Raw genomic sequence first — 23419 nt, forward strand, 5'->3', positions numbered from 1 at the left:
TGCTGGTCAGCTGAGCTCGTTGTCGACGAAATCGAAAACCTCCTCGTCCGAGGCCGATTCCAGGAGTTCGGCCGCGGAAAGTTCGCCCGTCTCCGCGTCGTCGTTCAGCGTGCGCAGCAACGCGGTCAGCCGCGTTCGCGCGGCTTCGCGCTGCTCCGCGTGGCTGGCGAGCGCGGCGATCGTGTCCGCCAACCGGTCCAGCTCCGCCTCGACCGCCTGTTCCGGATCGCCGGCCAGTTCGGCGCGGAGAAGCCGGGCGAGCGCGTTCGGGGTCGGCTGGTCGAACACTACGGTCACCGGAAGCGCGAGGCCCGTGGCCGCGTTCAACCGGTTGCGCAGGTCGACCGCGGTGAGCGAGTCGAATCCCTGGTCCTTGAACGCGAGGTCGGCGTCGACCGAATCCCGTCCGCGGTGTCCGAGGACAGCCGCCACCGTCGAGCGCACCAGGTCCAGCAACAACTCTTCCTGCTCGCCGGGAGCCAGCGCGGCCAACTGGCTCGCGAGCGAACTGGTGCCGTCGGTGTCGTTCGCGGACGGCTCGGCGGCCGCGAGGATTCGCTGGGCTTCCGGCAATTCGTCCAGCAACGGTCGACGCCGGGCCGAGGTGAAGCGCGGCACGAAGCGGTCCCAGTCGACGTCGGCGACCGCCAGGAACGTCTCGTCCCGGGCCACGGCTTGCCGCAACGCGTCGAGCGCGAGGTCCGGAGCCATCGGCAGAACACCGCGCCGGCGCAACTGCTCCTCCGCCGAGCGTTCCGCCGCCATCCCGGTTTCGCCCCAGGCACCCCACGCGATCGACGTCGCTGCTTGGCCGCGGTCGCGCCGCTGTTGGGCGAGCGCGTCCAGGAAAGCGTTGGCCGCCGCGTAAGCGCCTTGACCGCCGCTGCCCCACACGCCCGCGTTGGAGGAGAACAGCACGAACGCGTCCAGCTCCCGTGCGCCCAGGAGTGCGTCGAGGTTGAGCGCCCCGTCGACCTTGGCGGCAAGCACCTCGGCGAAATCGGCGAGATCGGTCTCGGCCAGCGGAGCCATCGCGACCGCACCGGCGGTGTGCACGACGGCTCGTACCTCGGGGTGCTCTTCGAGCAGAGCCGCGAGCGCTGCCCGGTCGGCCACGTCGCACGCGGCGACGGTCACCCGGGCACCGAGCGCTTCCAGTTCAGCACGCAGCTCAGCCGCACCGGCGGCGTCCGCCCCGCTTCGGCTGGTCAGCACGAGGTGGTCCGCACCGTCGCGAGCCAGCGAACGCGCGACCCGCGAACCGAGCGCACCGGTGCCTCCGGTGATCAGCACGGTTCCGCGCGGCTGCCATTGCGCCGCGGAATCGGTTTCCCGCCCGGGCGCACGCACCAGCCTGCGCGCGAACGTCCCCGACGCCCGCACCGCGACCTCGTCCTCGACCGGTTCCCCGGCAAGCAGGCCGGCGAACGCGCGCTGGTCGAACGCGGCGGGAAGGTCGATCAGACCGCCCCAGCTGTCCGGGTATTCGAGCGTGGCCACCCGGCCCAGCCCCCAAACCTGCGCCTGCAGCGGATGAGGCAACGGATCCGTCGCGCTGGTGGACACCGCGCCGCGCGTCACGCACCACAGCCGCGCCTTTACTCCGGCGTCGGCGAGCGCTTGAACCGCGAGCACTGTCGCCGCGAGGCCGAGTTCCACCCGGTGCTGCGGATGGTGTCCTTCGGCGAGCGCCAGCAGCGAAAGCACGCCCGAAGGCGGCTCCGCGTCGAGCACGCCGCTGAGCCGGTCAGCGAGCGCCACCCGGTCCAGGTCCGTCGCGTCGACCACCACCGGCACAGCCTTGGCACCCTGCGCGGACAACGCGGCTAGCACCGACGTCACCAGTTCGCTGTCCTCGTGCCCCGAAGGCACGAGAACCGGCCAGCTGCCCGACAGCGGACTCGCAGTGGTTTCCGCGACCGGCCGCCATTCCACCCGGTAACGCCAGCTGTCCACAGTAGACTTGTTCCGGCTTCGTTCCCGCCACGAACGCAACGCGGGCAACACGGACTTCAGGGCGGCCTCGTCCACCTCCAGCAGCGTGCCGAGCGATTCGTGGTCCTGCGCCTCGACGTTCTCCCAGAAGCGATCGTCGACGAACGCGGGCGCGGCGGTCGGCGTGACCTCCGGCCAGTACCGCTCGCGCTGGAACGCGTAGGTCGGCAGATCCACCCGGTGGCCCGAGAACAGCGCACTCCAGTCGACCGGCATGCCGTGCACATGCGCCTCCGCGAGCGACGCGAAGAACCGTTGCGCGCCACCGTCGTTCCGCCGCAGAGATCCCACGACCGTCCCCGGAACGTCCCGCGCGGCCAGGGTTTCCTGAAGAGCGAGCGTTAGCACCGGATGCGGGCTGGACTCCACGAAGACCCGGAACCCGTCGTCCGCCAGCGTCCGCGTCGCCTTCTCCAGTTCCACGGTCTGGCGCAGGTTGCGGAACCAGTAGTCCGCGTCGAGCGCGGTGGTGTCCAGCCATTCACCGGTCACTGTGGACAGGAACGGCACCTTCGCCGGACGTGGGGTGATCGAACCGAGCAGCTCGGCCAGCTCCGCGCGGATTTCGTCCACGTGCGCGGAGTGCGAGGCGTAGTCCACTGGGATCTTTCGCGCCCGGATGTCCTCTTCGGACAGTTCCACGCGCAGTTCTTCCACCGCGTCGGGTTCGCCGGACACCACCAGCGAGCCCGGCCCGTTGATCGCCGCGACGGAAAGCCGATCGTCCCACCTGGCCAGCCTCGGCAGCAGTTCGTCCAGCGGCAGCGCCACCGACATCATCGCGCCCCGGCCGCTCAGCTCGCGCAATGCCTTGCTGCGCAACGCCACGACCTTGGCCGCGTCCGAAAGGGACAGTGCACCGGCCACGCAGGCAGCCGCGATCTCTCCCTGGCTGTGCCCGATGACCGCGTCCGGTTCGATCCCGCACGCACGCCACAACCCGGCCAGCGACACCATCACCGCGAACAACGCGGGCTGGACGACGTCCACCCGGTCCATCGGGAGCGCGCCCCGCAGCACGTCGTCCAGCGACCAGTCGACGTACTCCGACAACGCGGCCGAACATTCCGCGATCCGCTCGGCGAACACCGGCGACGCGTCCATCAGGTCGAGCGCCATTCCCGTCCACTGCGAACCCTGGCCAGGGAACACGAACACGCACTTGCCCGGGTCGCGTTCCCGGCCCCGGACCAGCCCCGGCGCGCTGCCCCCGTCGGCGAGCGCGGCCAGCCCTTCGGCGAGTTCGGCGCGATCGGCGGCAAGAACCACGGCTCGCTCGGCAAACCGCGTGCGGGCGGCCAGGGTCGTTGCCGCGTCGACAAGATCCAGCTCAGGTTGAGTGTCCACAAGGGAGCGAATTGCCTGGGCCTGTTCTCGAAGGGCAGCGTCGTTCTTCGCGGACAGCACCCAAGGCGGGTTCGCGGCGAAGACCGGAGTCGCGGCCGGAGTGTCGGCGAACTGCTCCGGAGCCTGTTCGAGAATCACGTGCGCGTTGGTCCCGCTGATGCCGAACGACGACACCCCAGCCCGGCGCGGCCGTCCCGCCGCCGGCCACTCCCTGGCCTCGGACAACAGCTCCACCGCACCGGCAGACCAGTCCACCTCCGCCGACGGTTCGTCGATGTGCAAGCTCTTCGGCAACACCCCGTGCCGCATCGCAAGCACCATCTTGATGACGCCCGCGACACCCGCCGCGGCTTGCGTGTGGCCGAGATTCGACTTGATCGAACCCAGCCACAACGGCTCGTCCCGATCCTGCCCGTAAGTCGCCAGCAACGCCTGCGCCTCAATGGGATCGCCGAGCCTCGTGCCGGTGCCGTGCGCTTCGACAACGTCCACATCGGACGGTTTCAGCCCGGCGTTCGCCAGCGCCTGCCGGATCACCCGCTGCTGCGAAGGACCGTTCGGTGCCGTCAACCCGTTCGACGCACCGTCCTGGTTCACCGCGCTGCCGCGCACCACCGCGAGCACCTCGTGCCCGTTCCGCTGGGCGTCCGACAACCGCTCCACCAGCAGCACCCCGATTCCCTCGGAGAAGCCGGCTCCGTCGGCGGCCGCCGCGAACGGTTTGCACCGGCCGTCCGGAGCGACGCCCCGCTGGCGGGAGAATTCGGTGAAGATGCCCGGGGTCGACATCACCATCACGCCGGCGGCCAGCGCCAGCGAGCATTCCCCGGACCGCAGCGACTGCGCCGCGAGGTGCAGCGTCACCAGCGACGACGAGCAGGCGGTGTCCACGCTGACCGCGGGCCCCTCGAACCCGAAGAGGTAGGAAAGCCGCCCGGACAGCACGCTCGGCGAGTTGCCGGTGCCCACGTGCCCGGCCGATTCCCCGGAGCCCATCGCCATCAGGTTCAGGTAGTCCTGGCCGCTGGTGCCGGCGAAAACCCCGGCGTCGCGCAGGGTTTCCGGCACGATCCCGGCCCGTTCGAAGGCCTCCCACGAGGTTTCCAGCAGCAACCGCTGCTGGGGATCCATCGCCAGCGCCTCCCGGGGCGAAATGCCGAAGAAGGTCGCGTCGAACTCGGCGGCGCCGGACAGGAACCCGCCTTCGCGGGTGTAGCTGGTGCCGTCCCCGTCCGGATCCGGGTCGTAGAGGGCTTCGAGGTCCCAGCCGCGGTCGGTGGGGAACGCGGAGATGGTGTCGGTCCCGTCGGCGAGAACCCGCCAGAGATCTTCCGGCGACCGCACGCCGCCGGGGAAGCGGCACGCCATCCCGACGATCGCCAGCGGCTCTTCGGACCCGGACGCCACGGCGACCGGTACGGTGGCGGGCGAATCGTCGCCGAGCAGTTCGGTGCGCAGGTACCCCGCCACCGCGACCGGCGTCGGGTAGTCGAAGACCAGCGTCGCGGGCAGCTTCAGCCCGGTGACGGTGTTCAACCGGTTGCGGAGTTCGACCGCGGTCACCGAGTCGAAGCCGAGGTCTCGCAGCGCCTGACGCGGCTCGACCTCGTCCGGGCCGGAGTGGCCCAGCACGATCGCCGCCTGGGTGCGGACCGCGTCGAGCAAGAACCGGCCTTGTTCGGCTTCCGGCACGTTGGCGAGCCGGTGCGCGAAGGACGCTTCGTCCGGCTCCGGGCCAGCCCGGTCCGGCTGCCGGGCGTCAGGCAGGTCCGCCAGCAGCGGGCTCGGCCGGGTCGCGGTGAACGCGACGCGGAACCGGTCCCAGTCGATGTCCGCGACGACGAGGGTGGTCTCGTCATCGCTCAGCGCCTGGTGGAGGGCGGTGAGCGCGAGGTCCGGCGTCATCTCGGGAACGCCATGGCGGCGGAACACTTCGCCGACCGAACCGTCGGCCATGCCGCCGCCGGACCACGGCCCCCACGCGATCGAGGTCGCGACCAGCCCGTTCGCCCGCCGGTGTTCGGCCAAGGCGTCGAGGAACGCGTTGCCCGGCGCGTAGTTGCCCAGCCCCGGCGTGCCGACGACCGCCGACGTCGCGGAGAAGAGCACGAACATGCGCAGCTCACGGTCGCGGGTGAGTTCGTGCAGGTTCACCGCCGCGGTCGCCTTTGCCCGCAGGACCGCGTTCATCCTGGCCGGGGTCAGCGACGTGACGACGCCGTCGTCCAGCACCCCCGCGGCGTGCACGATCCCGTCGACCGGGAACCGGCCGAGCAGGTCGGCCGCCGCGTCGCGGTCCGCCACGTCGCAAGCCACGATCGTTGCCCGGACCCCGAGCGCGGCGAGTTCCGCTTCGAGGTCCGCCGCCCCTGGTGCCTCGCGGCCCCGGCGGCTGACGAGCACCAGATGCTCCGCGCCCTGTCCGGCAAGCCACCGCGCCACCCGTGCGCCCAGCGCTCCGGTTCCGCCGGTCACCAGCACCGTGGACGGTGCCTGCCAACCGCTGTTCCGACCAGCTCCGGCGCGCACTAACCGGCGTCCGAACACTCCGGACGCGCGCACCGCCACCTGGTCCTCGGCGCCGCCGAGCACCGCCGACAACCGGGCGAGCGCACGGTCGTCCAGTGTTTCCGGCAGATCGATCAACCCGCCCCAGTGGTCGGGGTGCTCGAGCGCCGCGACCCGGCCCAGACCCCAGACCATCGCCTGCGCTTGGCCCGCCGGGGGATCGAACCGATCCACCGAGACCGCACCCCGGGTCACTGTCCACAGTGGTATTTCACTGTCCATTGTGGTCACTGTCCGGAGCACGCTTACGGTCGCGGCCAGCCCTTGCGGCACCGCGTCGAACTCCGCGAGCGGCCGGTCGTCGAGCGCGAGCAACGACAGCACTCCGGCCACCGGGCCTTCGGCCAGCTTGCCCGCGATCGTCTCCAGTTCGTCGATCACCACGAGGCGGCCCGCGATGCCGTCCGCCAGCGCGGTAGCCCATTCGGCGTGCTCGGCCGGAGCGACGACCAGCCACGTGCCCCGCGTGGCCGCCGACGAGACATCCGGAAGGCGCTTCCACGACACCCGGTAGCGCCACCTGTCCACTTCGGACTCCTGCTGCCGCCGTCGCCGCCACGACGACAGCACCGGCAGCGCTGCCTCCAGCGACCGCACCTCGTCGCCCTCGGCCGTCAGAGCCGCCGCCACAGCGTCGAGATCCCCGCGTTCGACGGCCTCCCAGAACTCGGTGTCCACCGGCTCGGCCGTCGCGGGCTCGGCTGGTTCCGGCCAGTAGCGCTGCCGCTGGAACGGATAGGTGGGCAGGTCGGCTTTGCGGGCACCGGTCCCGGCGAAGAACCTGGTCCAGTCGACTGTCGCGCCTCGGGTGAAGGCCTCGCCCAAGGAGGCGGTGAACCGGTCCAGGCCGCCCTCGTCGCGGCGCAAAGTCCCGATCGCCGCCGCGGCTGTGTCGATGGAATCGATCGTGTCCTGCAGTCCCGGCACCAGCACCGGATGCGGGCTGACCTCCACGAACACCCGGTATCCGTCGGCCAGCAGCTGGCGGGTCGCTCGCTCGAACTCCACGGTCTGACGGAGATTGCGGTACCAGTACTCCGCGTCCATTGCCGCGGTGTCGAGGAGTTCGCCCGTCACGGCGGAGTAGAACGGCACTTCTCCAGACACTGGCTGGACGGGGGCCAGCAGCTCGGCCAGCTCGTCGTGGATCTGCTCGACGTGCGCCGAATGTGACGCATAATCCACCGGAACCCGCCGCGTCCGGACACCTTCCCGCTCGCACGCCGCGATCAGCTCGTCCAGCGCGTCCGGATCTCCCGAGACCACCACGGAACCCGGGCCGTTCACCGCCGCGACCGAGATCCGCGGGTCTAGCCGGTCCCGCAGCTTCTCCACCGGCTCGGCGACCGAGACCATCCCGCCTTTGCCGGACAGCACCTTCAGCGCCTTGCTCCGCAGCGCCACCACCCGGGCACCGTCCTGCAACGACAACCCGCCAGCCACCACCGCAGCCGCGATCTCGCCCTGGCTATGACCCACCACCGCCGCAGGCCGCACGCCATGGGACTTCCAGACCTCGGCCAGCGACACCATCACCGCCCACAACACCGGCTGCACCACATCAAGCCGCTCCAACGAAGCACCGTCACGAAGAACATCCAGCAACGACCAGTCCACAAAGGACTCCAACGCCGCCGCACACTCCGCCAACCGCTCCGCGAACACCGGCGACGACTCCAACAGACCCAGCGCCATCCCAACCCACTGCGAACCCTGACCCGGGAACACAAAAACCACATCCCCGGACTCCGCAGCCAACTCCGCAGGCACCTCACCCGCCGCTACGGCATCCAAGCCCCGAAGCAACTCATCCCGGTCCCGACCCACCACCGCGACCCGACGATCCAACGCGGCACGAGCGGTCGCCAACGAGAACGCCACCTCAGTCAGGCTCGCCCCATCCGGCAACTGAGCCAACCGCCGAGCCTGATCCCGCACCGCCGCTTCACTCTTGCCCGACAACACCCACGGCACCACGTCCAGCTCACGACCAGGTTCCGCGACCGGCCCGTCCGGAGCCTGCTCCACGATCACGTGCGCATTGGTTCCGCTGATCCCGAACGACGAAACCCCAGCCCGGCGCGGCCGCTCCGACTCCGGCCACTCCCTCGACTCAGCCAGCAACTCCACCGCACCCGCCGACCAGTCCACATGCGACGAAGGCGCGTCAATATGCAAGCTCCGCGGCAAAACCCCTTGCCGCATCGCGAGAACCATCTTGATGACACCCGCGACGCCCGCCGCAGCCTGGGTATGCCCGATGTTGGACTTCACCGACCCCAGCCAAAGCGGCTGTTCCCGATCCTGACCATAAGTCGCCAGCAACGCTTGCGCCTCGATCGGATCACCCAGCGTCGTCCCCGTGCCATGAGCCTCAACCGCGTCCACATCGGACGACCCAAGACCGGCATTAGCCAACGCCGCCCGGATCACCCGCTGCTGCGAAGGACCATTAGGCGCAGTCAAACCATTCGACGCACCGTCCTGATTCACCGCAGAACCACGCACGACCGCCAGCACCTCGTGCCCATTACGCCGGGCATCAGACAAGCGTTCCACCAGCAGGAGCCCAACGCCTTCACCCCAGCCAGTGCCGTCCGCCGCCTCCGCGAACGGCTTGCACCGGCCGTCCGAAGAAAGACCCCGCTGCCGGGAAAACTCGACAAACGTCTCCGGCGTCGACATGACCGTCACGCCACCGGCCAGCGCCAGCGAACACTCCCCGGACCGCAGCGACTGCACCGCGAGATGCAACGCCACCAACGACGACGAACACGCCGTATCCACCGTCACCGCCGGACCTTCAAAACCGAACACATACGACACCCGGCCCGACAGCACACTCGCCGCGTTCCCGGTGATCCGATGCCCCTCGGCCTCGTCTCCGGACCGGTCGTAGCTTCCGTACCCGGAAGAACCCGCCCCGACGAACACCCCGGTCGCGCTGCGACGCAACGATTCCGGGTCGATCCCGGCTCGCTCGAACACCTCCCACGACGTCTCCAGCAACAACCGCTGCTGAGGATCCATCGCCAACGCCTCACGCGGGCTGATCCCGAAGAACCGCGCGTCGAAGTCCGTTGCCTCGTAGAGGAATCCGCCCTCGCGGGCGTAGCTGGTGCCGCGGTGTTCCGGATCCGGGTCGTACAGCGCTTCGACGTCCCAGCCCCGGTTGCCGGGGAATCCCGAGATCACGTCGGCCCCGCTGGAAACGAGGTCCCAGAACTGCTCCGGCGAACTCACCCCGCCCGGATAGCGGCAGCCCATCGCCACGATCGCGATCGGATCGTCGGTGACCGCACCGGCCGAGGCGACCGCTGGCACTTCCGCTTCGTCGCCGGACAACAGCGTGCGCAGGTGCTCCGCCAGCGTTCGCGGGGTGGGATGGTCGAACACGACGGTGGTGCTCAGCCGGATTCCGGTCGCCGCGTTCAGCCGGTTGCGGAGTTCGACCGCGGTCAGCGAGTCAGCGCCCAGCTCTCGGAAGGTCTTGACCGCCTCGACCGACCCGGCCGAACCGTGCCCGAGAACCCGCGCCGTTTCCTCCCGCACCAGGCCGAGCAGCAGACGATCCTGTTCGCCCCGGGTCTGGCCCGCCAGCCGCTGCTGCAGCGAGGACTCGGCGGGACGTCCGGCGGCGGAACGCCGGGCCGGTCGCCGGGCCAGCCCGCGGAAGAGCGAGCCGCTGACCACGCTCAAGTCGAGCGGCACCGGCGCGAGGAGCGCGCGGTCGTTGCCGAGCGCGGCATCGAACAGCGCGAGACCTTCGTCGTCCGACAGCGGCCGGATCCCGTCCCGGGCAAGCCGGGCGAGGTCGGTGGCGCCCAGCAGATCCACCATGCCGCCGGAGTGCTCCCACACGCCCCACGCCAACGACACCGCCGGAAGGCCCTGCGCGCGACGCTGCTGGGCGAGAGCGTCCAGGAACGCGTTCGCGGCGGCGTAGTTGCCCTGCCCCGGCCCGCCGATCAGGCCCGCGATCGAGGAGAACAGGACAAACGCGCGCAGGTCGTGCTCGCGAGTGAGTTCGTGCAGATTCAGCGCCGCGTCGGCCTTCGGCCGCATCACCGCGTCCAGCCGCGCCGGGGTCAACGAATCGAGGAGACCGTTGTCCAAAGCACCAGCGGCGTGGACGACCCCGGTCAGCGGATGCTCGGCCGGAATCGCGTCCAGCAGCCGCGCCAACGCGCCACGATCCGCCGCGTCGCAAGCCGCCACCGTCACCACTGCACCGAGGGCGACCAGCTCAGCGGTCAACTCCGCCGCCCCCGGAGCGTCCGCACCCCGGCGGCTGGCCAGCACCAAATGCCGAACCCCGTGCACGGTAACCAAATGCCGGGCCACCAGACCGCCCAGCGCACCCGTGCCGCCGGTGATCAGCACCGTCCCGTCAAGAGCCAGCTCCGCACCCTCTCCGGCCAGTACCCGCGCCAACCTCGGCACCCGCACCACACCGTCGCGCATCGCGAGCTGCGGTTCATCCAGATTCAGCACCTCGGGCAAGCGCTCCAGCGACGCCGGGCTGTCGTCGAGGTCCAGCAACAGGAACCGGCCCGGGTTCTCCGACTGCGCCGACCGCACCAATCCCCAAACCGCGCCCGCCGAGAGATCCTGGACACCCTCGTCCGGCTCCGCGGCCACTGCCCCGCGCGTCACCACCACCAGCCGCGAGTCCGCGAACCGCGCCGTGCCCAGCCACGTCTGTGCCACTGCCAAGAATTCGGCGGCCGGACGGCCTTCGACGAACACCACTTCCGGCGTCGCACCGCTGTCCACCAGCGCCGCCAGGTCCGGATACCGGTCTGCCTCGATGCCGAGCTCCCCCAGCACCGCCCAGCCGCCGGCCTCGGCCACGGCACCCGTCGGCACCTCGGCCCATTCCACCCCGAACAACGACTCCACGAAGCCGGCTGGACGTCCCAACTGCTGCTGATCAGCCGGCCGCAACACCAAAGATTCGACAGCCGCTACCGGCGCGCCAGCCGCATCGGCGAGTTCGACGGCGAACTCGTCCGGGCCCACAGGAGAAAGCTTCACCCGCAACGTCGACGCACCCGAGGCGTACACAGTCACGCCAGCCCAGGACGACGCCAACTGCGGCTGGTCCTCCCCGGCAACGATGTGCAACGCCGCGTCCAACAGCGCCGGATGTACCGCGAACGCGCCGGCTTCGGTCTCGTCCGGCAAAACGACTTCGGCGAACACCACATCGCCCAGCCGCCACGCCGCGGTCAGGCCCTGGAACATCGGGCCGAACGACCGGCCCTGCTGGGGATAGAAGTCCTCGACCGACACCGCGGACGCACCTCGCGGCGGCCACTCCGCCAGCTCGAACTCCGGCACCGCCCCGCCCGGCGAAACGAAACCGGTGACGTGCTGGGTCCACGGCTGGCCCGCCTCGTCCGGGCGGGCGTACACGGCCAACGGCCGGACCCCGGACGCAGCAGGCTCGCCCACCTTGACCTGGACCTGGACCCCGCCGCGCGGAGGCAGCACCAACGGCGTCCGCACGGTCAGCTGGTCCAGCGCCGCGCATCCGACCTGGTCGGCGGCTCGCACCGCCAACTCCACGAAACCGGCCGCCGGGAACAGCACCGACCCCAGCACGGTGTGGTCGGTCAGCCACGGCTGGGTTTCCACCGACAGCCGACCGGTCAGCACGACCCCGTCCGAATCCGGCAACGGCACCGCCGCGCCCAGCAACGGATGCTCGGCCGGGGCCAACCCCATGCCGCGGGCGTCTCCGGCGAGGTTCGGCATGAGCCAGTACCGCTGCCGCTGGAACGCATACGTCGGCAGCGAAACCCGGCGCGCACCGGTACCCGCGAAGAACGCGTCCCAGTCCACTGTGGACCCGGAGACGAACAACTGGCCGACGGCCTCGGTCAGAGCCTTCGGCTCGCTACGGTCCTTGCGCAGCACCGGAATGAGCGCTGCGGCGGAATCGAGCGAATCCCCGATCATCGCGGTCAGCACGCTTCCGGGCCCGATCTCGACGAATCGCGCGACACCCCGCGCCGCCAGCGTGCGAACCCCGTCGGCGAACCGCACAGTCTCGCGGACGTGCCGAACCCAGTACTCAGCGGAGAATTCGGCGATCAGCTCACCGGACACATTGGACACGACCGGAACGCGCGGTTCGCGGTACTCGACGCTTTCGGCGACCCGGCGGAACTCCGCCAGCATTCCGTCCATCCGATGCGAGTGGAACGCGTGGCTCACCCGCAGCCGTTTGACCCGCCGTCCTCGCGCTTCCCAGTGCCCGGCGATCTCCAGCACCCGGTCCTCGTCACCGGAGACCACCACGGATCCGGGGGCGTTGACCGCCGCGAGGCTCGCCCGCGCTTCCGGCCCGGACAGCATCGGCGCCACCTCGGCCGCGTCGGCCTGGATCGCCACCATGACCCCGCCCTCGGGCAGCGCCTGCATCAACCGGCCGCGCGCCGCGACCAGCGCGACCGCATCGTCCAGATCGAGGACACCGGAGAGATGTGCCGCCGCGAGCTCGCCGACCGAATGCCCGCCCACGAAATCCGGGGTGATCCCCCACGACTCCAGCAACCGGGCCAGCGCGACCTCGACCGCGAACAGCCCGATCTGGGTCCACGCCGTCTGATGCACCAATTCCGCGTCCGGCGAGCCTTCGGCGGCGAACACCACGTCTCGCAATGCCCGCGCCGAAGAAGGGTCGAACCGCTCGCACACCGCGTCGAAAGCTTCGGCGAACACCGGGAACCGCGCGTGCAGTTCCCGGCCCATTCCCGGACGCTGCGAGCCCTGACCGGCGAACAAGAACGCCGTCTTGCCCTCGACCGGCGTCCCGGAACCGGCCATCGAGTCCAATCCGGCCAGCAATTCCGCGGTGGTCTCGCCGGTCACGACAGCGCGATGTTCCAGCGCGGACCGCCCGGCGGCCAACGAGAACGCCACGTCCACCGGCGCGTGCCCGGCGCCGGCGGCGAGCCTGCTGGCCTGTGCCCGCAACGCTTCCGGGGTCTTGGCCGAGAGCACCCACGGCACCACGTCCAGCGTGCGGCTCGGCTCTTCTTCGGGAATCGGCGCGTCCGGAGCCTGCTCGACAATCACGTGCGCGTTGGTCCCGCTGATCCCGAACGACGAAACCCCGGCCCGGCGCGGCCGGTCCAGCGGCCATTCCCTCGCCTCGGACAACAGTTCCACCGCACCGGCGGACCAGTCCACCTGCGCCGAGGGCGCGTCGAGATGCAGGCTCTTCGGCAGAATCCCGTGCCGCATAGCCAAAACCATCTTCATCACCCCGGCCACCCCGGCCGCGGCTTGGCTGTGCCCGATGTTCGACTTCACCGAGCCCAGCCACAACGGCCGCTCCCGGCCCTGGCCGTACGTCGCCAGGATCGCCTGCGCCTCGATCGGATCACCGAGCCGGGTGCCCGTTCCGTGCGCCTCCACAGCGTCCACATCGGACGGTTGAAGTCCGGCATTGGCCAATGCCGACCGGATCACCCGCTGCTGCGAAGGACCGTTCGGTGCCGTCAATCCATTCGAAGCACCATCCTGGTTCACCGCGCTGCCGCGCACCACGGCCAGCACCTCGTGCCCGTTGCGTCGAGCGTCGGAAAGCCGCTCCAGCAAGAGGATTCCCACGCCCTCGGAGAACCCGGCACCGTCCGCGGCGGCCGAGAACGACTTGCACCGCCCGTCCGAAGCCAGCCCGCCGTTGCGCGCGAATTCCTCGAAAACCGAGGGATTCGACAACACGGTCGCCCCGCCCGCCAGCGCCAGCGAGCATTCGCCGGACCGCAACGACTGCGCCGCCAAATGCAAAGCCACCAACGAAGACGAGCACGCGGTGTCCACCGTCACCGCAGGGCCCTCGAAGCCGAACACGTACGAGACCCGGCCCGACGCGACGCTTCCGGCGCTGCCGTTGCCCAAATAAGCCGCCACACCATCCGGAACCGCGCCCAGCCGAGCCCCGTAATCGTGGTACATCAGGCCCGCGAACACACCGGTCGCACTGCCCCGCAACGAATCCGGATCGATGCCCGCCCGCTCGAACGCCTCCCACGACGTCTCCAGCAACAACCGCTGCTGCGGATCCATCGCCAACGCTTCGCGCGGCGAGATCCCGAAGAACGCGGGGTCGAACTCGCCCGCGCCGGAGAGGAAACCGCCCTCGCGGACGTATCCGGTGCTCGACATCTGCCAGCCGCGGTCGGCCGGGAACGCGGACACGGCGTCGCGGCCTCCGTCGAGCAGCTCCCAGAAGGCTTCCGGAGTGTCGATGCCAGCGGGAAAACGGCAGGCCATCGACACGATCGCGATCTGTTCGTCCGACGCCGCGCGCGCCACCGCCGGTCCGGTCGGCTCAACCTCGGCGCCGAACAGCTCCGCGCGCAGGAACGCGGTGACCGCGACCGGGGTCGGATGGTCGAATTGCAAGGTGGTGGGCAGCCGCCGACCGAGGGCGGTGACCAGCTGATTGCGCAGTTCTACCGCCGTGAGCGAGTCGAAACCGAGTTCGCGGAAGGTCAGGTTCGGTTTGATCGCCTCGGCGTTCTCGCGCCCGAGCACCGCCGCTGCCCGGGACCGCACGAGTTCGAGCAGCGCCTCCTCCCGCGCTGCCGGAGCCATCGCGGTCAACTGCCGGACGAACTCGGTGCCGTGCACGACGGATTCCGCGGTGTCGGTGCTCCGCAGGACTCGCGCGGCGGACGGCACCTGCCCGAACAAGGCACTGGGACGGCTGGAAACGAAGGCCGGAAGGAACCGCGCCCAGTCGACGTCGGTGATCGCGACCGCGGTCTCGCCTTGGCCGACCGCTTGCGCCAATCCGGCGAACGCGGTGTCCAGGTCCATGGACGACAGCCCGTGGCGGCGTCCCGATTCCCGCTCTCGCGGATTCGGCGACTCCAGCATTCCCCACGCGACCGACGTCGCGGTGTGCCCGTGCTCGCGACGCTGCCGGGCCAGCGCGTCGAGGTAGCTGTTCGCGGCGGCATACGCGCCGAACCCCGCGCCGCCCCACACCCCGGCGACCGACGAGAACAGCACAAACGCGTCCAGCTCCTGGTCCCGCAGCAGAGCGTCCAGGTTGGCGGCACCAACTGCCTTCGCCGCGACGCTCTCCGCGAACTCCTCAGGGCTGCTCTCAGCGAGCGTCGTCGGCCGGAGCACCGCTGCGGCGTGGATCACGGCCCGCACCCGATCCCCGTCGGCGGCGAGACCGGCCAGCAGCGCTTGCAGCGCGTCGCGATCGGTGACGTCACACGCGGCGATCGTGACCCGCGCGTCCAGCTCCTCGCGCAGCGCGGCCATGCCGTCTGCCGCCGCGCCACGGCGGCTGACCAGCACCAGATGCTCAGCGCCCTGCCGGGCCAGCCACCTGGCGATCGACGGTCCGAGTTCCCCGGTCGCCCCGGTGACCAGGACCGTGCCCCGGGGCACCCAGGTCTCGCGGCCGTCCTCGCCGAGCGGAGCGGGTTCGAGACGACGGCCGAGCAGCCCGGACGAACGCACCGCGAGCTGATCCTCGCCCTCGATTCCGCCCAGCGCGTCGGCCAGCCGGGCGCGGGCGCGGTCGTCGAGGACCTCCGGCAGATCGATCAACCCGCCCCAGCGACCGGGGTGTTCAAGTGCGGCGACCCGGCCGAGCCCCCACACCATCGCCTGCGCCGGGCTGGTGCCGGACTCCGCACCCGCGGTCGCGACCCAGATCCGCGCGGGACCGACCTCGGCTCGCACCAGCGCGAGCGTCCCGGCCAGCCCCACGCTGAGCGCCGGATGCCGGGGATGCGGTCGCTCGTCCAACGCCCACAGGGACAACACCCCGGCGAACGGTGCCGATTCGAGCAGCGCGGCCAGGTTCTCGGTGTCGTCCTCGCTGACCTCGACCAGCCGAGCCTCCGCGCCGCGCTCGGTCAACGCGCGCACGCACCCGTCCACGCGAGGATCGTCGGCAAAGCCTTGCGGCACCAGCACAAGCCACAGCCCCGCTACAGCCTCCGCAGGACGACCGGTGACCGGCCGCCAGCCGACGCGATACCGCCATGAGTCCACTGTGGACAAATGCGTCTGCCGGCGGTGCCAGGACGACAGCGCGGGCAACGCCGCGTCCAGCGTCGTCGCGCCGTCCACGTCCAGCACAGATGCCAGCTCGCCGCGGTCCACCGCGTTCCAGAACTCGGCATCGAGCGGACGCCCGCTCGGTTCGTGTGCCACCGGCTCCGGCCAGTACCGCGCGCGCTGGAAGGCATACGTGGGCAGGGCGACCCGACGGGCCGCGGGCAGCGCCGCGGTCCAGTCGATCCGGACGCCGCGAACGTGCGCCTCCGCGGCCGAGGACAGCAGCCGCTGGTGGTCGCCTTCGCCGAGACGGAGGGTGTGCACGGCGGCGACCTGCGTGCCGTGGTCGTCGGCGATGTCCTGGACCGGAACCGACAGCATGGGGTGCGGTCCCGGTTCGACGAAGACGTCGAAGCCCTCGTCCAGCAAGGTGCGCACGGCCTGGTCGAAGCGCACGGTCTGGCGCAGGTTCCGGAACCAGTAGTCCGCGTCCAGTTCGGCGGTGTCCAGGAACCCGCCGGTCACGGTCGAACAGAACCGGATCGGGCAGCTCCGCGGCGCGATCCCGGCGACCGCCTCCCGCAGTTCGGCGCGGACCGATTCGATCTGCGGCGAGTGCGAGGCGAAGTCCGCCTGGATGCGAGCGGCCCGCACCCCGGCTTCGGCCAGCGTCTCCGCCAACCGGTCGACGGCCTCCGGGCTGCCCGCGACGGTGACCGTGCGGGGCCCGTTCACCGCGGCGACAGCCAGCCCGTCGCCCGCTTCCGCCAGCAGTTCTTCGACCTCGGCGACCGGCGCGGACACCGACAGCATCGCACCGTGCCCGGACAGCTTCGCCGCGATGAGCTGGCTGCGCGAGGCGATCAGCCGCGCCGCGTCCTGGAGCGTCAACGCCCCGGCGACGTGCGCCGCGGCGATCTCGCCCTGCGAATGGCCGATCACCGCGGACGGCACGACGCCCAGCGAGCGCCACACCGCCGCCAGCGACACCATCACCGTGAACAGCGCGGGCTGTACGACATCGACCCGCGACAACGGCGGTGCACCCCGCCGGCCCCGCACCACGTCGGTCAACGACCAATCCAGGTACGGCTCGAACGCTTCCGCGCACGCCGCGACCGATTCGGCGAACACCGGCGACGAGTCCCACAGGCCCCCGCCCATGCCCTTCCACTGCCCGCCGGCACCGGAGAACACCAACACCGTCCGGCCGCTGGCGTCCGCCGTGCCGCGGACCACGTCCGGGTGCGCCCCGCCAGAGGCCACGGCGTTCAGCCCGGCCACCAAGTCATCGCGATCAGTTCCGACCACGACAGCGCGCTGCTCGAACGCGGACCGGCTCGTGGCCAGCGAATACGCCACGTCGGCCGTCGCGAATTCCGGATGTTCCCGGACCTGCTCGGCCAACTCCGCCGCCTGCGCGCGCAACGCCGCCTCGGAGCGGCCGGAAACCACCCACGGCACCGGGACCTTCGCGGTGTCCGTTTCGGGCACCTCCGATCGCGGCGGCTCGGCGAGCACGACATGACAGTTGGCGCCGCCCATGCCGAACGCGCTCACTCCCGCGACGAGCGGCAGGTCTTCCCGCGGCCAGTCGGCCAGCTCGCGCTGGACCCGTAAACCCAGTTCGGGCAACGGGATCGCCGGGTTCGGGGTTTCGTAGTTGAGGCTCGGCGGAATCCTCCGGTGCTTGATCGCGAGCACGGACTTGAGCAGACCCGCGATCCCCGAGGCAGCGCCGAGATGGCCGATGTTGGTCTTGATCGAGCCGACCCGCAACGGAAGGCCGGCGTCGCGCCCGGAGCCGAGGACCGCGCCCAGCGCGGCGGCCTCGACCGGATCGCCCGCCTTGGTGCCGGTGCCGTGCAGTTCGACGTACTGCACGTCCGACGGAGCCACCCCGGCGTTCCGGTACGCCGACCGCAGGTTGTCCTCCTGCGCAACGGGATCCGGATCGGTCAGGCCGTTGCCCCCGCCGTCGTGGTTCACCGCGCTGCCGCGGATCACGCAGTGCACGAGGTCGCCGTCCTCGAGCGCGCGGGACAGCGGTTTGAGAACGACCGCGCCGCCGCCTTCGCCGAGCACCGTACCGTCCGCCCTGGCGTCGAAGACAAAACAGCGGCCGGACGGGGACAGCGCGCCGAGTTTCGCCAGCGTGGCCGTGTTTTCCGGGGTCACGGCCAGGTTCACGCCACCCGCGATCGCCAGCGAGGACTCTCCGCGGCGCAAGCTCTCGCACGCGAGATGCACGGCCACCAGCGAGGACGCCTGGGCCGAATCGACCGTGAGGCTGGGGCCGCGCAGGCCCAGCACGTACGAGACGCGGTTGGAAATGATTCCGCGGTTGGTTCCGGTGGCGGTATGGTGCGTGAGCCCGGCCGAACCGGCACGCAGCAACAACCGTTCGTAATCCCCGGAACTCGCGCCCACGAAGACTCCGGTGCGGCTTCCGCGCAGGCGATCGGCGGCGAGGCCGGCTTCTTCGATCGCCTCCCAGGCCAGTTCGAGCATCAGCCGCTGCTGCGGATCCATCGCCACGGCTTCGCCCGGCGAGATGCCGAAAAAGGCGGGATCGAATCGGTCGATACTGTCCAGAAAACCGCCCCGGCGATATTCCTTAATCCCCGTTTCGGGAAACTCCGGATTATCCCATCGGCCAGCCGGAATCTCGACAATACCGTTCGAGCCATTTTCGAGCAATCGCCACAGCGCGGCCGGACCGGAGGCACTCGGCAGCCGGCACGAGATACCGACGACCGCGATCTCCTCGCCGGTCAGATCCGGCCTGGAGCTTCCCGTGCGAAACAGATCTGTCACGGCAGTACTCGACCCCACAATCCGCACGTCGTTGGCATATTCCAGCAGCAGCGACGAACCGCGGCGGCACGCGCGCGCAGGTCGTCGCCGGATTTCGGCAGCGCCGAGCCCGGCCGCGCCAATGCGATCGGAGACTTCGCCGCGGCCCGCGAATCAAGAAACCGGTTATCTTAATATTTCGTCGTCAAGTTCGCCAGCCCCAGTGCACGTGATGCCGATTTCCGTCAGTCTCCCCCGGCTTGCGTGATCTTCCGCAGCTTACGTGCCGCCCCCTCGCCCGTAAAGGCAGTCGATCTCTTCTTCCGCTCGTCCGCACAATCGTCGCCTTGCGGCCACGACGCTCAGTCGCAATCGTGGACGGCAACCGGCGACGGCCCCGAGAAAGGACCGAAAATGGAAGCCAGCGGACAGCTGTACCTCGACCTCCTGGAGAAGGTGGTCACCAACATGATCTACGGCGACGCCCCCACTCCGAACGCCTGGGTTCCCGAGACGTCCTTCACCCGCGAGCACCGGGAGAACGGCCTCGACTGGCCCAGCACCGCGCACACCATGGTGGGGCTCAAGCGGATCCGCAACGTCCGTTCCTGCCTGGAACAGGCCCTCGCGGACGGGGTTCCGGGCGACTTCATCGAAACCGGCGTCTGGCGCGGAGGGGTCTGCATCTTCGCGCGCGGGATCCTGAAGGCGCACGGCGTTTCCGACCGCCGCGTCTGGCTCGCCGATTCCTTCGAGGGCATCCCGGACACCGGCCCGGACGGGCATCCGATGGACCAGGAGATGGCCCTGCACCAGGCCAACGAGGTGCTCGGCGTCTCGATGGAAACGGTGCGGGAGAACTTCGCGCGCTACGACCTGCTCGACGACCAGGTCCGGTTCCTGCCCGGCTGGTTCGAGAACACGCTGCCCACCGCGCCGGTCGAGAAGCTCGCCGTGATGCGGCTCGACGGCGACCTCTATTCGTCCACAATGGACGCACTGGTCAACCTGCACCCGAAGCTGTCCCCGGGCGGCTTCGTGATCATCGACGACTACGTGATCCCGGCCTGCCGCAAAGCGGTCGAGGAGTTCCGGGAAACCGAGGGCATCGAAGACCCGCTGGAAGAGATCGACGACTACAGCGTGTTCTGGCGGCGCGGTGCCTGACCGGCACTGAGAGGCGAGGTATGCCACGCGCGAGTCTTCGCCGGCGAGCGCGTGTCACACCGCCGTCTTCGCTGGCGCACGCTGTTCAAGTGCCGATTCCGCCGGGGTTGAACACGCCCGCTCCACAGCACTGGCGGTAGTTAAACACAACGGCCGAACACCGGCAACAAACCGCGGTCCGCTGTCGCCGGGAGCGATCGGGCGAACAGCACGGGACTGGCGGGCAGCTACGACGAACGGCGGTTGTCCGCCGCCGCACCACCGGGTACTTGTATTTTTACAACCACCACCGGGTAGTTGTATTTTTACAACGTTGTAACGCCCGAGTGGAGGCTGGTCTCCGTGCCGCTGAACCGCAGACGTTTCGTCACCGGGACCGTCGCCACTCTGCTGACCGCAGCGTCCGCCTGGCCGGCCGAAGCCGCGTGCAAGCCCGCACGCGGCGGCTTCTACACGCCCAACGCCGCCCCGCTCTCGCCCACCGCGTTCCTCAAACTCCCGCCGGGAGCCGTCCGGGCCCGGGGCTGGCTCGCCGGCCAACTGCGGCTTCAGCTCGACGGCCTCTGCGGCCACTACCCCGAGACGTCGCACTTCCTCGACTTCGACACCACCGGCTGGGTGCATCCCGAACGCGGCGGCTGGGAAGAGCTGCCGTACTGGCTGCGCGGGTACGTCGACCTCGCCATCGTCACCGGGGACAGCACCGCGCTGGCCTCGGCAGGCCGCTGGATCGACGCGATCCTCGCCACCCAGCAGGCCGACGGATTCTTCGGTCCGAACGAACTGCGCACCAGATCCCGGGGCGGGCCGCACTTCTGGCCGTACCTCCCGATGCTCCAGACGCTACGGTCCTGGCAGGAGTACACCGGCGACGGACGAATCGTCCCGCTGCTGACCAGGTTCTTCCGGTACATGAACGCGCAAAGCACCGACGTGTTCGACGCGGACTGGCTGAACATGCGCTGGGGCGACGGCCTCGACAGCGTCTTCTGGCTGTTCAATCGCACCGGCGACCCGTTCCTCCTCGACCTCGCCGACAAGATCCACCGCTACGGGGCCAACTGGGTCGGCAATCTGCCGAGCCTGCACAACGTCAATGTGGCACAAGGATTCCGCGAACCAGCCCAGTACTCGCTGCGCTCCGGCGACGCGAAGCTGGTCCAAGCGTCCTATCAGGACTACGACCAGATCATGGCGGCGTACGGCCAATTCGCCGGCGGCGGGTTCGCCGGAGACGAGAACGCGCGCCCGGGATACGGCGATCCGAGGCAGGGCTTCGAAACCTGCGGGATCGTCGAGTTCATGGCGAGCCATCAACTGCTCACCAGACTGACCGGAGACCCAGTCTGGGCCGACCGCTGCGAAGACCTCGCCTTCAACTCGCTCCCCGCCGCACTCGACCCGGCTGGGCGCGCGGTGCACTACATCACCAGCGCGAACAGCATCGATCTCGACAACGTGCCCAAGACCGAAGGCCAGTTCCAGAACGGCTACGCGATGCAGGCGTATCTGCCCGCCGTCGACCAGTACCGCTGCTGCCCGCACAACTACGGCATGGGCTGGCCGTATTTCACCGAGGAACTCTGGCTGGCCACTCCGGACAAGGGCCTCGCCGCGTCGATGTACTCGGCGAGCAGCGTCACCGCGAAGGTCGGCGACGGCACCTCAGTAACCATCGACGAGGACACCGCCTACCCGTTCTCGGAGACGATCACCTTCACCATTCGAACACCTCGTCAGCTGCGTTTCCCGTTGTACTTCCGGATTCCTTCGTGGTGCGCCACCCCGCAACTCACCGTGGCAGGCACGCGGGTCGCGGCACCGGCGGGGCCTGCTTTCACAAAAGTCCAGCGCACGTGGCGAAACGGCGACGTCGTCACCCTGACCCTGCCCCAGCGAACCTCCGTGCGATCCTGGTCCGCGAACCACGATTCCCTGTCGGTGGACCACGGTCCGCTGACGTACTCGCTGCGGATCGGGGAACAGTACGAGCATCTGGGCGGTTCCGCACAATTCCCGGAGTACGCCGTGCACGCGACCACCCCTTGGAACTACGGCCTGGCCGTCGACCCCGGTACCGCGGCCTCGGCGATGACCTTCGCGGCTACCGGTGGGCCGTTGCCGGACAACCCTTTCACCCCGGACACCTCTCCAGTCCGAATCACCGCGCCTGCCCGGAAAATCACCGAATGGACCGCGGACGACCAGAACGTCGTGACCCCTTTGCAGCCTTCCCCAGCACGCAGCACGGCAGAGGTTGAATCAGTCACCCTGATCCCCATGGGCGCGGCCCGGCTGCGGATCACGTCCTTCCCCACAGTCTCGCCCGACGGCACCCAGTGGCTCCCCGGCGGTGGCGGTGCCGCGTTCCGGATCGCGAATCTCAACTCCGGCAAGGTCCTCGGCGTGGACGGCATGTCCACTGCGGACAGTGCCCAAGTGGTCCAGTTCGGCAATAACGGAACCGCCGACCATCTCTGGCATCTGATCGCCAACGGCGACGGCTGGTACCGGATCCGCAACCGCAACTCCGGCAAGGTGCTCGGCGTCGACCGGATGTCCACTGCGGACAGCGCCCAAGTAGTCCAGTACACCGACAACGGAACCGCCGATCACCTCTGGCAGCTCATCGACAACGGCGACGGCTGGTTCCGCATCGTGAACCGCAACTCCGGCAAGGTCCTCGGCGTGGATCGGATGTCCACCGCAGACAGTGCGCAAGTGGTCCAGTTCAGCGACAACGGAACCGCGGACCACTTGTGGCGGTTGCGTTAGCTTCTGGAAATCCCGGGGCACGATCAACCCTCCTCGACCGTTCGTCTGCGCAGGGTCGCGACGGGTTGACTGTCGTCGCCGGACCCGAGCCCAGATCCGGCGATCGGGAGGGCCTGGCCAACGCCTACCCCGGGAAAACGGCGATTCGCCCTGGCGATGATGCCCGGTGTCGTCCAGCGGCATGAACAACGGCACCGCTGACCGACGACGGCAATCACGCTCGACCGGCCGCGAGATCAATTCAGCCGCGCGGCCTTTCCGCTTTCGGCGACCCGCAGCAGCGCTTTCCCGATCATCGCGGCCTCCTCGTCGCTGAGGTGCGCCGAGAAATGCCGCTCGATGCTCCGCAGGTAAACCGGCGCGGTCTTGCGCAGCGCGCGGACGCCCTCGTCGGTGATCACCGCCCAGCTGACCCGGCGGTCGTCCGGCTCCGGACGCTTCGTCGCCAAACCGGCGCGCACCATCTCGTCGACCAGGCGGCTCACTCTCGTCCGGCTGAGCACCACCCGGTCGGCGACCTCCGCCATCCGCAGCCCCTTCTTCCCCGCCGCGTTCAATTCCAGCAGGACGTCGTACCAGGCCAGGGGCACGGTTCCGCCTCGGTGCACGTCGGTTTCGATGGCTCGCACCGCGGCGCTGTGCGCGAGCAGCATCGCCCGCCATGCCTCCAGGCCGATCTTCGGGTCGCTCACGCCTCCAGCATAGGTCATTGCGTGCGGGCGCACCT

4 protein-coding genes are annotated in these 23419 nt (G+C 69.8%); 2 read left to right on the plus strand and 2 right to left on the minus strand.

Features of this window, described 5'->3' with window-relative positions; all coding sequences use genetic code 11:
- Positions 1 to 6 precede the first annotated feature (6 nt).
- The gene (locus ACZ7SW_RS38885) at positions 7 to 18771 is read right to left on the minus strand and encodes a type I polyketide synthase (RefSeq protein ID WP_470235365.1); all 18765 of its coding nucleotides are present in this window, start codon (positions 18769 to 18771) and stop codon (positions 7 to 9) included.
- A gap of 393 nt (positions 18772 to 19164) precedes the next feature.
- On the opposite strand from ACZ7SW_RS38885, the gene ACZ7SW_RS38890 reads away from it, so the two are divergent.
- Together ACZ7SW_RS38890 and ACZ7SW_RS38895 are read left to right on the plus strand one after the other, a co-directional pair.
- Positions 19165 to 19917: a TylF/MycF family methyltransferase gene (locus ACZ7SW_RS38890; RefSeq protein WP_470235366.1), complete on the plus strand. Its 753-nt coding sequence runs from the start codon at positions 19165 to 19167 to the stop codon at positions 19915 to 19917.
- 342 nt (positions 19918 to 20259) lie between these two features.
- Positions 20260 to 22692: an RICIN domain-containing protein gene (locus ACZ7SW_RS38895; RefSeq protein ID WP_470235367.1), complete on the plus strand. Its 2433-nt coding sequence runs from the start codon at positions 20260 to 20262 to the stop codon at positions 22690 to 22692.
- Positions 22693 to 22928: 236 nt separating this feature from the next.
- Here ACZ7SW_RS38895 and ACZ7SW_RS38900 read toward each other — a convergent pair whose 3' ends face one another.
- Positions 22929 to 23384 carry a MarR family winged helix-turn-helix transcriptional regulator gene (locus tag ACZ7SW_RS38900; protein ID WP_470235368.1) on the minus strand — a complete coding sequence of 152 codons (456 nt, stop codon included), beginning with the start codon at positions 23382 to 23384 and terminating at the stop codon, positions 22929 to 22931.
- Between the last annotated feature and the right edge of the window lie 35 nt (positions 23385 to 23419).

Source organism: Amycolatopsis sp. NPDC114484 (assembly GCF_055633755.1).

Excerpts from the sequence above, each read along its gene's own strand:
- ACZ7SW_RS38890 (WP_470235366.1), top strand. The coding sequence starts at position 19,165 with ATGGAAGCCAGCGGACAGCTGTACCTCGACCTCCTGGAGAAGGTGGTC.